We start from the raw sequence: 12,966 nt of genomic DNA on the forward strand, positions 1-12,966 counted from the left end.
GCCCCCCACGCGGTCACTTAACACGAGCCGTCCAACCCAGCCCCCCACGCGGTCACGAAGCCAGGCCCCCGAAACGCAGTCGACCCGCAAGCCGTGGTCTCCCTTGCGGGAGAGCCGGCCGGACATACCGGCGGCTTGCGGGTCGGGTGTACTGCTTGGATTGGGCCGGCGGCGACGTGAACTGGCCCGGTTTCCCGGTCCGGCTCTTCCACACGCTTCCGGCCACCGCACAAGAGTGCGGGGACAGGGGCCGCTAGCCCGCAGTCACCTCACGCGTCCGGTAGTCATACATTCTCCGAACCACCTCCCTTCTCATGTGCTGACCACTGTAAGAACCCTCCGGGTCAGAGGCAAAGGTTTTTCGCCGGAAACGAAAACCCGCATTCGGCTCCTCCACCGGGAATGAATTCCGCTTCCGCCCTCACGCGACCCCACCCGCCGCACCTCCAAGGCCGCGACCACATCCGGCACAGCCGAGCCCACTCCTACGCCCGTCCCCGCGCCGCGCGACTCCGCCCGCCGCCCATTTCCCGCCCCGCGCAGCTCCTCCCCCCCCACCACCTCATCCCCCCACCCCCGGCACGCCCCCTGCCCACTCACCCGTCCCCTCCCCACCCCTCCCCCCTCCCCACCCCTCCCCCCTCCCCCCTCCCCCCCGACCCCCCTCCGTGGCGACCCCACCCCGGACCGTGAACGCGCCCCCGAACACGCCCCCCACGTGCACCTCGCCGCCCCTCACCCGCATCACTGCCGCGCAACGATTTACGCGAAGCCGCTGTGTGCTGTGTCACGGTGGAGTTCAATTCAGCGCAGGCAAGGCAGACGTACGAATGACGTACGTACGGCAGGGGGTGCCAGGGTGAGTGTTTCCCGGCGCGGTGGGACCACGGACGATCCAGGTGCTCGCGGTGGGACCACGGACGGGCAGGGTGCCGCGGAGCCGGCGCACGGCGCTCCCGGGCGTGATGACTCGGAGCTTCTCGCCGCGCTTCTCGACGGCATGGACGCCGCTCTGTGCGCGCTCGACACGAACGGTGTCGTCACGCACTGGAACCGTGAGGCGGAGCGCATCCTCGGCTGGACCCCCGACGAGGCGGTCGGCCGGGAGGGCTTCGGCGGCTGGGCCGCGCGCGAGGCCGACGCGGGCGAGATGTGGCGTTCCCTCGCCGCCGCGATGCGCGCGCCGGGCCGTCAGGTCCACGAGTTCGCGCTGCTCACGAAGGACGGCGGTCGCGTCCTCGTCCGCGTCCAGTCCGCCGCCGTACGGGACACCGACGGCCGTCCGGCCGGGGTGTACTGCGCCTTCAGCGAGGTCCACACCCAGATAGACCTGGAGCGTTCGATAGCGCTCGGCGAGGCCCTGTTCGACGACGCCGCCTGGGGGGTCGTGCTCGTCGACGCCGACCTGCGGCCCGCCGCGGTCAACACCTACGCGGCCCGCGCGCTCGGCACCGGCCGTACCGCGCTGCTCGGCCGGCCGCTCGCCGACCTCCTCGGCCAGGGCGTCGAGGAGCTGGAGAGCGCGCTCACGCACGTACTCGCCGAAGGCGCCCCGCCCGCCCCCGCGGAGCTGTGGGTGACGGTCCGCGGGGAGGCGGAGCGCGCGCGGCGCTGCTGGCGCTCGGGATTCGTACGGCTCTCCTCGCCGCTCAGCGAGGAGCCCGTGCCGCTCGGCGTCGGCTGGTTCTTCCAGGACGTGACCGAAGCGCGGCTCGCCGAGCAGGAGAGCGCGCAGCTGCGCTTCCGGTCGGGGCAGTCGCAGCGCGCCGCGCGCGCCGCGGCCGAGTGCGAGGACCCCGGCGAGGCGATCACGGTGCACCTCGACTTCGCCCTCGCCGGTTTCGCCGACCACGCACTCGTCGACCTCCTCGACACCCCCGCGGCACACCACGAACCCGAGGGCAGCGGAGGCACGCCGCGCCTCGTACGGGGCGCGACGACCCCCGGCGGCAGTCCGGGCTCGCTGCGTAACGCGCTCGCGGGCGTCGGGCTGCCGGTCGGCTACGGCGAGGCGCACCCCGCCGTACGGGCGGTGCGCCGCTCGGGCGCGGTGCGTACGAGCTGGCACGGCGGCGTCGACGACGAGGAGCGCGAGGACTGGTCGCACCGCCACCGCTGGCCCCGCGAGACCGAGCACGCCCTCTGCGCCGTCCTGCGCAGTCGCGGTCTCACGCTCGGTGTCGTGACGTTTCTGCGCGGCCCCGGCCGCCACGCCTTCGACCGCTCCGACGCCCAGTACGCGGAATCCGTCGCCTTGCGCGTCGCGGCCGCCGTCGATCTCGCCCGCCTCCTCGCCCCCGGCCCCCGCGCCGACCAGGAGCCCTACGCGAGCCATGAGCCGTACGGGGAGTGAGACGGCGGCCCACGGCGCGCGCCGCCCGCGCGATGCGCCCGCGTGATGCGCCCGCGCCCGTCCCACCCCGTTGCCGCGCCCGCCCGCCTCAGTACTGGTAGTAGATCCGCTCCCGGTGCCGTGCGAAGAGTTCCTCGTTCCACTCCAGGCCGCCCGGCACGTTCCCCGAGCGCAGCAGGGGTGGTTCGGTGCCTTCGGCGGCGAGGAGTGCCGCCGCCGTCGCGGTCGTGGCCTGGAGGAGCGCACTGGTCACGGCCGTGGAGGCCGGGCCGAAGGGGGCGACGATGCCGTCGCCGCTCAGCTCCGCGTCACCCACGGTGATCTTGTTGTCCAGCACGACGTCGCAGTGCTCGGCGAGGAAGGAGTTCCAGGGGTTGTTCGGGCGGCTCTGCCCGGCGTACGCGGCGGAGGTGACGCCGATGACCTTGAGCCCCTTCTCGCGCGCCCGCACCGCCATCTCGACGGGCAGGACGTTGCGTCCGGAGAGCGAGATGATCACCAGCAGGTCGCCGGCCGCGGCGGGCGACTGATCGAGCACGGTACCCGCGAGCCCCTCGACGCGTTCCAGCGCGGAGCCGAGCGTCGCGGGCCGTACGTCCACGCCGAGCGTGCCCGGCACCGTGAGGAGGTTCACGAGAGCGAGACCGCCGGCCTTGTAGACGAGGTCCTGCGCGATGAGCGAGGAGTGCCCCGCCCCGAAGGCGAAGATCCGCCCGCCCGCCGTCACGGTCGCGGCGAGCAGCCGGGCCGCGCGCTCGACGGGACCGCCTGGAACGGCCTCCTCGTCACGTACGCGCGCGAGAAGCGCGGTCACGGCGTCGAGGTAGCGGCGGGCGGTGTCGGGAGCCGGTCCGGTGGGCGCGGTGCCGGGGTGCGCGGGGGCGGTCGCGGGGCCCGTGGGCGCGGTCGCGGGGTGCGCGGGCGCGGCGGCTTCGGTGGAAGTGGTCTCGGCGGCGCTCATCCGTGCCTCGTGCCTCCTGCTCGGGCGCCCGTGCCCCGGGGCGGGGGTGGCGCTGTGGGTGGCACGGCGGTGTGCCGTCGCTCACGGTGCGGCCCCGGAACCTGGGCTGTCAACAGTGCGCAGGTGGGGGCTCGGGGGAGAGGCGGGAGGGGTGGGAAGGGTCGACGGAAGGCCCCCACCGTTCGGCCCGGGCCGGTTGTCGGTGGGATGCGTCAGAATTGACGGCAGGGCCAGCGCACACCGATCGCCGGGACCCCTCGGCGGTCACAGCATCAAGGGGCACGGATGTCCGGACTGATCGACACCACGGAGATGTATCTCCGCACCATCCTCGAACTGGAGGAGGAAGGTGTGGTGCCCATGCGCGCCCGCATCGCGGAGCGGCTCGACCAGAGCGGCCCCACCGTCAGCCAGACGGTGGCGCGTATGGAAAGGGACGGCCTCGTCGCCGTCGCCAGCGACCGTCATTTGGAGCTGACCGAGGAGGGCCGTCGCCTCGCCACGCGGGTCATGCGCAAGCACCGGCTCGCCGAGTGCCTCCTCGTCGACGTCATCGGCCTGGAGTGGGAGCAGGTCCACGCCGAGGCGTGTCGCTGGGAGCACGTCATGAGCGAGGCGGTCGAGCGCCGCGTCCTCGACCTCCTGCGCCACCCGACCGAGTCCCCCTACGGGAACCCGATCCCGGGCCTTGAGGAGCTGGGCGAGCAGTCCGAGGCCGATCCCTTCCTCGACGCGGGCATGGTCTCGCTCGCCGATCTGGAGCCGGGCGACGAGGGCAAGAACGTGATCGTGCGCCGCATCGGCGAGCCCATCCAGACCGATGCGCAGCTCATGTACACGCTCCGTCGCGCGGGCGTCCAGCCCGGCGCCGTGGTGAGCGTGACGCGCGCGGCGGGCGGCGTTCTCGTCGGCAGCGGCGGCGAGGCCGCCGAGCTGGACACCGAGATCGCCTCGCACGTCTTCGTCGCGAAGGGCTGAGACGGCACAGCGGGGGAGCGGGCGCCGACCGCACAGGCGCGCGGCCCCCGCGCGCCCGGCAACCGCCGGGCGCCTCTTCGCCATGCCGTCCCGCAGCCGCGCGAGGTGAGCGGTGGCGGGTCGCGGGCTGAAGCCGCTGGCGGTACGAGTACGGGGCGGCGTGAAGCGGTACGGGCACGGGAGCCGCGCGAGCCGGACGGCCAAGGCGCGTGGGGCGGTGCGAAGCGGGGCCACGCGGAACGGTGTGGGTACGGGGCGGCCCGGAGCTCTCGGCGCGGCGGAGTGGCGCCGTGGCCGGTGGGCGATGGCCGGTGAGCGTTGGGCGGGCCGGGATGCGTCGCCGCGTACCGAGGGCGTTGACACGTGCCGGGCGAGATGGGCGGCGCTGCTCGGTGCTTCTCCGGCCGGTCGTGGCCGGTGAGAAGCGCTGGCCGGACAAGCGGATGGCCGGGTGGCCTGAATCTGTCCGGTCCGTCGTGGTGTCGGGCGGGTATTTTCTTCCTTTTCGTGGCGTTTTGGATGGGCGGGAAGCGGATCGGGGGCGTCCGGAGTGCGGGGAGTGTTCCCGGTTTTGGTTTTTTCTGGGCCGGATGGGCAGCGCTGACCGGCTAGACGTGTCAGTCTGACGCGATGGGACGGTCGAGGGCGGAGGCGGCTCATCGGGGAGGCTCCGCGTGCGCGCCGGGTCCCGGCGCCTTGCTGCGCCGGGACCCGGTCCCCCCTGCACTGACCCGGAGCCCCGAGCTCTCAGGGTCACCCCCGGGCGGGTCCGTTCCGCGAGGAACCCGCCCCTCGGCTGAGATCTCCCCCGTGCCACGGGCGTCAACCTTCCTCGGCTGTCACTCGTACGAGGGGTCTTGGGTGGAAAACCGTTGTTTTCCGCCGGAAATCGAATGATGTTTCGATAGCGTGCATGTCGCGGGGTTCGGGGGCGCCGCGCGGGAGTTGGACAGGAACGACTGGGGGTGCCGGGACCGATGGTGCGCCGGATCGATGTGACAGGGGCGGGCGGAGTGCGGCTCGCGGCATGGGAGCACGAGGGGGCGGTGCCGGGGAGCGAGGGGTTACGCCCGGGTGTCCTCCTGCTGCACGGGCTCCTGGGGCGCGGCTCGCACTGGGCGGGCAGCGCGGGCTGGCTCGCGGAGCGGCATCGCGTGATCGCGCTCGACCAGCGTGGCCACGGAGCCAGCGAGCGGCCGGCCGGGGCGTACTCGCGGGCGGCGTACGTGGGGGACGTGCATGCCGTGGTGGAGGGTCTGGGGCTCGGGCCCGCCGTGCTGATAGGGCACGGGCTGGGGGCGTTGACGGCCTGGCAGTTCGCGGCGCAGCACCCGGAGTCGGTGCGGGCGCTGGTCATCTCGGACATGCGGGCGTCGGCGCTGGGTATCGCGGCGCAGCGGGAGTGGGTGGACTGGCTGCGCGGCTGGCCGCTGCCCTTCTCCTCGCTCGCCGAGGCGGAGAAGTGGTTCGCCGTGAACGACCCCTGGCTGGAGCGGCCCAACGCGGCACGGGGGGCCTACTACGCGGAGGTCATGGAACGGGCGGGGGACGGCTGGCGGCCCGTCTTCGAACCGGAGCACATGATCACCTCCCGCGAGGCGTGGGTGCACGACTCGCACTGGGACGAGCTGGGCCAGGTGGCGTGCCCGACGCTGGTGCTCCGGGGAACGGCGGGGGAGTTGGGCCGGGCCGAGGCACAGGAGATGGTCCGCGTGCTGCCGCGCGGCCAGTACGCGGAGCTGAGAGGAGCGGGCCACCTGGCCCACTACGAACGACAGGAGGCATGGCGAGAAGCGGTGGAACCCTTCCTAGCCGGCGCGTTGACGGCCTGAGCGGTTCCCGCCGATGGCCGACGGGGGCGGGGGTAGAGGGCGGAGGGGGTGTACGGGGCCAGGTTCGGCCACCGGGCCACCGGGTCACCGGGTCACCGGGCCGACCGTTTTCAGCGCGCCGGGCGCCCGGCGGTCGGCGGTCGGTGCCCGGCGCGCGGTGCGCCCCTCCCGCCGCGACCGCTACGGCACGGCTTGTCGCGCTCGTCGTCCTCGTGTGCGGAGCCCGGCTCAGGGCGGGGCGGACGTGGACAGGTGGAACTGGCCTGTCCCGGGGCGGACTTCGCTTCTGGGCCGCTCGGTCGGCGTTCGAAGACCTCCGCAGGGTCCACGGCCGGGGCGTCGGGGCCGTCGGTGTCTGTCGGCATCTCGGGCCTGCGGTAAGCGCGGTGTGTCGTGCCGGGGGCGGCTGCTGTGCTCGGGGAGGGCCGGCGTGACTCCCGGGATGGCTGCCGTGATCGGTGCGGGGCGGCTTGTTCTGGTTGCGGCCCGCTGGTGGGCCCGGGTGTGGTGCGGGGCTGAAACGAAACGGACGGTACGAGGGGCGAGTTCGGACCCGTACGGCTTGGCCGATGCTCGTTGGCGCCTCGTCGCGCTGCGGTGAGCGCGTATCCGCCGTGGGCGTCACTCGGCGGCTTGTCGGGCGCGAGGCCAGGTCGCGGGCTTCCGGCCGGGCAGGGGTATCGCCGCCGGTGAGGGTTGAGTTTCGGCCGCGTCGGGGCCGGAGTCAGGTCGATGCCGCTGGGTCTGGGGGCCCCGTTGGGTGCTGGGTCGTTTCCTGTGGCGGGAGTTGAGATGGGGGGCGACCCGATCGACGGCCGTCTGCCCAGCCAGCTCAACGCTGACGGGGGCCTGCCGCGCGCCCCCGCGCACAATCGGCGTCCGGGGGCGCACGGCCGCGACGCGGACCGCCTCCGCGCCTCACCCGCAAGCCCCCGCGCCGCTACCTCAGCGATGCGGCTCCGGCGGCCCCGCACCTGCCGCCCCGCCAGTCCCCATCCCCCATCGTGACGGCCCCTGAGGAAACGGCCCCTTCACGCCGCTCGTGACGCCTCGGGCGCCCGCCGCGCGCCCAGGAGCTACTGGGCTGTCTGTACGTGGCCGTACAGCCTCCGAGCTCTACTCCCAGCCAACACGCGCGTCTCCACGCCCACCGTCGGGCCACGCGTCCCCCGGCGCCTCTCCCCACTTCCCCGCAAGTCGCCGTGCCAAGCCGCAGGCCAGCGCCCTCCCCGGTTTTTCCCCACGGTCCCTTCGGACCGGCCCTTTGACGTTCATACGACTGCGGCTGTGGATAACCCGGCCGGAATGCCGGCATCGCTCACTCGCGCGAGTGAGGCCGTGTGCGGGTTTCCCGGAGTTGTCCACAGATGTGGGTGGAGTGGTGGGGACGGGGGTGCCGGATGCGGAAGAATTGATGTCGGGGAGCCCCCCCTTTGGGTGGGTGGGGGCTGCCGTTTTGCGGGACCTGGAAAGCCTCCCCACCCCGCGCCCCCTCGCCCCAGCATTCGCAGCCTCGGCGCCAATGCGCAGCCTCCGCACCAATCCGCAGCCCCGCTCACCCTCTCCCCGCAGCCTGCCGCCACTCGGCCCTACGGCCCCGACCGCCCCAGCCCACGCCCCCCCACCCCGCCCTCAGCACCTCGCCGACAGCCGCCTCGACCCGTCCCCCGGCCCTCATCCCAGACGCCCCCAGCCCGGCCACCACCCACCACCCCCCACTGATGCCGGCCCCCACCGGCCCCCACCGGCCCCACCAAGGCCGCCCCCACCGGCCCCCACCCACGCCTCGCCCCCACGGCCCCCGTCAGACTTCCCGCCCTGTCAGAAACTCTCCGCCCTCTCCCTCCCGCACGCGTACGCCAGCGGGCTGATCAGTTCTTCCGTGTCGGGGAGCCAGCGGTTGGCGGGGGTGGGGCGGCGGGCCCACTGGACGGCGCCCTGGCCGCCGAAGCGGGTGGGTGGGGCGGCGATCCAGGCGCCCTCGGCGAGGGGGATGAGGCCCAGGGCCTGGGGGGACCAGCCGAGCCTGCGGACCAGCTCGCCCGCCTTCGCCGCGCCCCCCGGCAGGACGAGGAAGCGCATCCGGCGGTCGGGGGCCCGGGTGACGGGGCCCGGCGTCACGCCCATGCGTTCCATCCGGGCCAGTGCGAGGAAACCGGCCGTCTCCGGTACCTCGATCGCGTCGAAGGTACGGCCGGTCGGCAGCAGGATCGCCGCGGTGGGCCGCTCCGTCCAGAGCTTGCGGGCCACGGTCGCGCTGCCGGTCGCCTGCGTCGCCCAGTTCTCGTCCGCCGGGTGGGCTCCGGGGGCCGGACAGTCGCGTTCCCCGCAGGAGCAGCGTGCCCCGCCCTCGGCCGTTTCCAGCCAGACGCCTGGGACGACGTCCCAGTGCCGGTCCTCGGTGTACCGCACCGCCGTATCGGGCAGCGGCTCACTGTGCTGCTGCGAGGGGATCTTGCCTGCTCCGGTCACGCCGAGGGTCTCTTCCACGCACAGCACAACTCCCGCCAGGAGCCGGGGTTACGGGGCGGGGGCGACCCCGGCGGACGTGCCGCGCGCGGGGAGGGGCACCGACCCGGCGTGCGGGGCGCACGGGGGCATCGCCGGGGGCGCGCGGGAGCCGCCGGAGCCGGGGGCGGGTACCCAGGAGGGAGTGGTTTTCCGGAACCCCGGGGGGTGGACCCCGCCCCGGGCATATGCGGACTCCGGTAGGGGGTCCGGGAAGGAGGAGAAGGGAAAGCGGAACGCCGCCGTACGCACCGCCCGCCAACCCGTGGACCCGGCGGATCGCGACCCGCGACCCGCGAACCCTCGGACCCGCGACCCGTGAACCCTCGGACCCGCGAACCCGCGGACCGCCCGGCCAGGCAGGCGGGCGGAGGGCAGACGACCGGGGGAGGAACCGCACGGCACCAGGCGCGGCAGCCCGTACGAGACGCGGCCCGGCCCCGCCCCGTACGACGCACGCCACACCTGTACCACCGCACCGCACCCCGTACCACCACACCGCACACCGCACACCGCACCCCGTACCGCCGCACCGCACACCGCATCCCGTACCACCGCCCCGCCCGTCCAGCGCCACCCGCCCGCCCCGCGCGACACGCCGACAGGGGAGAAGTAATACCGGATTGGTCCCCTTTGGGGCGCATCTTCGCTTTGTCCGCAGGGCAGTGATCAGCCAGGTGGCGCAGCGCACGCCGCCCAGCAGGTCAGCCATACGGTCCGGACCGGCCCGGCGCCCGCCTCGCGGGTCGCTCGCCGGGGCGGGCCCAGGTCAGTAAGCCAGGTCAGTAAGCCAGGTCAGCAAGCCAGTCCAGCACCCAGTCCACGACCACGCCTTTCGGCTCCGTGACCGGGACCGCGACCGCGACCGCGACCGCACGACCGACCCCGTGAACCGAGCACCAGCGTGCTCGCGAGCGACGGAGGAGGCCGCGCGGGCCGTGCGAGGGGCGCGTACCGGTGACGGAACACGGCGTACCTATTGGGGGTTTCACCATGGCCGCGAGGCCGCTAGTCGCACGCCAGCCGAACGAACGGCTCCAGGCGCTCATCCAGGAAGCCGGCTGCTCCAACGCCGGTCTCGCCCGCAGGGTCAATCTCTGCGGGGCGGAGCACGGACTCGATCTGCGGTACGACAAGACGTCCGTGGCCCGTTGGCTGCGGGGTCAGCAGCCGCGGGGCCGCGCGCCCGCCGTCATCGCCGAGGCCCTCGGGCGCAAGCTCGGGCGCACGGTGACGATCGACGAGATCGGCATGGCCAACGGCAAGAACCTCTCCTCCGGCGTCGGCCTCCAGTTCTCGCCGACCGTGCCGGGGGCGATCGAGCAGGTCTGCGAGCTGTGGCGCAGCGACGTGGGACGCAGGGACTTCCTGACCGGCTCCTCGGTCGCCTCCTCCGCGCTCGTCGAGCCCAGCAGGGACTGGCTCATCTCGATGCCCGACAGCCAGGTCGCGCGCAGCGGCGGGCCGCGGGTGGGCGCCACGGACGTCGCGGCGGTACGGGCCATGACGACGGCGCTCGACCGGCTCGACCACCAGTACGGCAGCGGGCACGTGCGGCCGGTCGTCGTGCACTACCTCAACAGCGTCGTCTCGGGCCTGCTCTCGGGTTCGTACCGGGAGCCGGTGGGGCGGGAGTTGTTCGCCGCCGTGTCGCGCCTGACCGAGCTCGCCGGCTACATGGCCGTCGACACCGGGCAGGCGGGGCTCGCGCAGCGCTACTACATCCAGGCGCTGCGGCTCGCGCAGGCGGCGGGGGACCGGGCCTACGGCGGGTATGTGCTCGCCGCGTCGATGAGCCACCTCGCCGCGCAACTCGGCAATCCGCGCGAGATCGCGCAGCTCGCGCGGGCCGCGCAGGAGGGCACGCGAGGGCAGGCCACGCCCCGCGCCCGTTCGATGTTCCACGCCGCCGAGGCGCGCGGGCACGCGCTGCTCGGCGACCGGCGCGCGGCGCACGAGGCGATCGACCGCGCCGAGAACGAACTCGCGCGCTGCGACCGGGACAGGGACGGCGACCCGGAGTGGATCGCGCACTTCGACGAGGCGTACCTCGCCGATGAACTCGCGCACTGCCACCGCGATCTGGGCGAGCCGGAGCAGGCGGTGCGCGCGGCATCGCGGGCCCTCGCGGGCCACCCCGAGAGCCGCACGCGGCGCCGCGCGATCGGTTACGTGCTGCTCGCGACGGCGCAGGTCCAGCAGCGCGAGATCGAGGAGGGCTGCCGCACCGCGCTGCACGCCGCCGAACTCCTCGCCTCGCTCCGCTCCGACCGCGGCGCGGAGTACCTGGAGGACTTCCGGCAGCGGCTGGACCCCTACCGGGAGGAGTCGGTGGTGCGGGAGTTCGGGGCCCGCCTCGACCTGCGCGCGGCGGCCTGAGCGGAAGGACGGCCGTCCGCCCGGAGACGGGCGGACGGCCCGCTTCGGCCGTGCGGGGTGGCCTCCCGCCCACCGCACGGTGGCCTCCCGCCCACCGCACGGTGGCCGCCCACCGGGCCCGGTCGGCGACGGGCCGCGCGCCGTCCACGGCTGGCTCGTCAGCTCGTAGTACCGGCCCGGCTGTTGACACGTACCGCCCACGCCTTTGACGCGTACCGGCCGCGTTGTTGACGCGTACCGGCTCGGCTGTTGACGGCGCCGCGCCGCCTGTCGGACGCTCTCCGTTCCTCCGCCGTTTCCGTGCCGCCTCTGCCCTGACCTGCGGCGAAGGTCCGGGGCGGGTGCGCGCGTGGCCGGGGTGAGGAGAGACCGGGTAGCGTGAGCCGACGATTCCCAGGGTCCCCCATTCGTAGGAGTTCCGGTGGCGCAGAGCGGTCATGGCGGGCAGCCGCATCCCTCCGAGGGCGAAGGCGCCCCGTACCCCGGCACCTCGGGGACGCCCGCCGACGGCACACCCTGGGGACCGCAGCCCGGCTACGACCCGTACGGGAACCCGCAGCCGCCCGCGCACGCCGGCGGCTACGGCTACCCGCACGCCCCCGCCCCCACGGGCGGCTACGGCTACCCGCCGCCCTTCGAGTCCCCGCACGGCCCCCAGGGCGGCGGCGACGCGGAGGCCACGCAGTTCATCCAGCCCCTCGCGCCCGGTGGCGCCGACAACCAGGCCACGCAGTACATCGCGCCCGTGCCGGGGGCGGGCCCCCTGCCGCCCGAGTCGGCGGGCCAGGACAACCCGTACTACGGGGCTCCTCAGCCGCCCCTGCCGGGCGGGGCGGGGCCCGACGCGCAGGCCACGCAGTACATCGCGCCCGTGCGCGGTGGTGGCCCGCAGTTCCCCGGGCAGCCCGCGCAGCCCCCATCCCAGCCCCAGCCCCCCTCCCCGTACGAGGAAGCCCCCACCCAGCCGCCCGCCGAGTTCGACAGCCTCTTCCGCACGGAGGGCGAGGGTGCGACGACGCAGATGCCGGCGATCACACCGCAGTCGCCGCCGCCCCCCGCCTACGGCTACCCGCAGCAGCCCGGGGCCCCCGGGCAGACGCCGCCCCCCGCCGCGTACGGCAACGGCTACGGCGCTCAGGGCTACGGCTCGGGCGGCGGCTACGACAACGGTTACGAGAAGCCCCCGCGCGGGGGCGGCGGCAACCGCAACAAGGGGCTGCTCATCGCGATAGGCGGCGTCTGCGTCGTCGCGCTCGGCCTCGGCGTCGGTGCGCTCGTCGGGGGCGGCGGGGGCGACGACGAGGCGAAGAGCTCGCCCGTCTCGGCGACCGCGTCCGCGTCCGCGGGGCAGCAGGACGGCGACGACGCGAAGAGCGAAGGCGGGAGCACGAAGCCCTCGCCCTCCGCCGACCCGGTCAAGGACCAGGCGGTCGGCCTCGACAAGCTCCTCGGCGACTCCAACAACAGCCGTGACGCCGTGGTCCGTTCGGTCGGCAACATCGGCTCCTGCAAGGACCTCGGCAAGGCGGCGGCGGACCTGCGCGGCGCGGCGCGGCAGCGCAATGACCTCGTCAAGCGCCTCGGCCAGCTGCCGGTCGACAAACTGCCCCAGCACGACGAGCTCAAGACCGCCCTCACCCGCGCCTGGCGCGCCTCCGCGACGGCCGACAACCACTACGCGGCGTGGGCCGACCAGACCGCGAAGCACGGCGGCTGCCCCGGCGGCCACGCCCGCTCGACGAATCAGCGCAACGCGGGCGACCGCGCGAGCGGCGAGGCGACGAGCGCGAAGGGGCAGGCCTCGGGGCTGTGGAACGCGATCGCGTCGAAGTACGAGCTGACGAAGCGGGACAAGAGCCAGCTGTAGGGGCGCCGGGGACAGGGGCGACCAGCCGGCGCAAGCGGCGACGACCTCGGGGGAGAATCCCAACTCCTCCGGCTCGCCGTTTACTTCG

Annotated in this window: 7 protein-coding genes; 5 read left to right on the forward strand and 2 right to left on the reverse strand. The window is 74.2% G+C overall.

Annotation, left to right across the window (positions count from 1 at the left end; translation table 11 throughout):
* Nucleotides 1–1,000 precede the first annotated feature (1,000 nt).
* Complete coding sequence (locus ACIP4O_RS03165; RefSeq protein WP_401570864.1) at nt 1,001–2,353, forward strand: PAS domain-containing protein; 1,353 nt, start codon at nt 1,001–1,003, stop codon at nt 2,351–2,353.
* A gap of 88 nt (nt 2,354–2,441) precedes the next feature.
* Here ACIP4O_RS03165 and ACIP4O_RS03170 read toward each other — a convergent pair whose 3' ends face one another.
* Complete coding sequence (locus ACIP4O_RS03170; RefSeq protein WP_401570867.1) at nt 2,442–3,314, reverse strand: SIS domain-containing protein; 873 nt, start codon at nt 3,312–3,314, stop codon at nt 2,442–2,444.
* 285 nt (nt 3,315–3,599) lie between these two features.
* On the opposite strand from ACIP4O_RS03170, the gene ACIP4O_RS03175 reads away from it, so the two are divergent.
* Nucleotides 3,600–4,292 carry a metal-dependent transcriptional regulator gene (locus tag ACIP4O_RS03175; protein ID WP_164283106.1) on the forward strand — a complete coding sequence of 231 codons (693 nt, stop codon included), beginning with the start codon at nt 3,600–3,602 and terminating at the stop codon, nt 4,290–4,292.
* A gap of 977 nt (nt 4,293–5,269) precedes the next feature.
* Entirely contained in the window at nt 5,270–6,124 is an 855-nt protein-coding gene (locus ACIP4O_RS03180; RefSeq protein WP_361320898.1) for an alpha/beta hydrolase, read from the forward strand.
* 1,821 nt (nt 6,125–7,945) lie between these two features.
* Here the strand turns inward: ACIP4O_RS03180 and ACIP4O_RS03185 are convergent.
* A complete protein-coding gene (locus ACIP4O_RS03185) occupies nt 7,946–8,614 on the reverse strand; it encodes a bifunctional DNA primase/polymerase (protein ID WP_401570869.1) in 669 nt (222 codons plus the stop codon).
* A 1,011-nt stretch (nt 8,615–9,625) separates the two neighbouring features.
* Between ACIP4O_RS03185 and ACIP4O_RS03190 the strand changes: the two genes are divergently transcribed.
* Both ACIP4O_RS03190 and ACIP4O_RS03195 read left to right on the forward strand, forming a co-directional pair.
* Nucleotides 9,626–11,011: a transcriptional regulator gene (locus tag ACIP4O_RS03190; RefSeq protein ID WP_361319886.1), complete on the forward strand. Its 1,386-nt coding sequence runs from the start codon at nt 9,626–9,628 to the stop codon at nt 11,009–11,011.
* A 421-nt stretch (nt 11,012–11,432) separates the two neighbouring features.
* Nucleotides 11,433–12,878 carry a hypothetical protein gene (locus ACIP4O_RS03195; protein WP_401570873.1) on the forward strand — a complete coding sequence of 482 codons (1,446 nt, stop codon included), beginning with the start codon at nt 11,433–11,435 and terminating at the stop codon, nt 12,876–12,878.
* The last annotated feature ends 88 nt before the right edge of the window (nt 12,879–12,966 follow it).

This window comes from Streptomyces sp. NPDC088923, assembly GCF_044749745.1.
Lineage (GTDB): Bacteria > Actinomycetota > Actinomycetes > Streptomycetales > Streptomycetaceae > Streptomyces.

Excerpts from the sequence above, each read along its gene's own strand:
- ACIP4O_RS03165 (WP_401570864.1), top strand. The coding sequence starts at position 1,001 with ATGGACGCCGCTCTGTGCGCGCTCGACACGAACGGTGTCGTCACGCAC.
- ACIP4O_RS03170 (WP_401570867.1), bottom strand. The coding sequence starts at position 3,314 with ATGAGCGCCGCCGAGACCACTTCCACCGAAGCCGCCGCGCCCGCGCAC.
- ACIP4O_RS03175 (WP_164283106.1), top strand. The coding sequence starts at position 3,600 with ATGTCCGGACTGATCGACACCACGGAGATGTATCTCCGCACCATCCTC.
- ACIP4O_RS03180 (WP_361320898.1), top strand. The coding sequence starts at position 5,270 with ATGGTGCGCCGGATCGATGTGACAGGGGCGGGCGGAGTGCGGCTCGCG.
- ACIP4O_RS03190 (WP_361319886.1), top strand. The coding sequence starts at position 9,626 with ATGGCCGCGAGGCCGCTAGTCGCACGCCAGCCGAACGAACGGCTCCAG.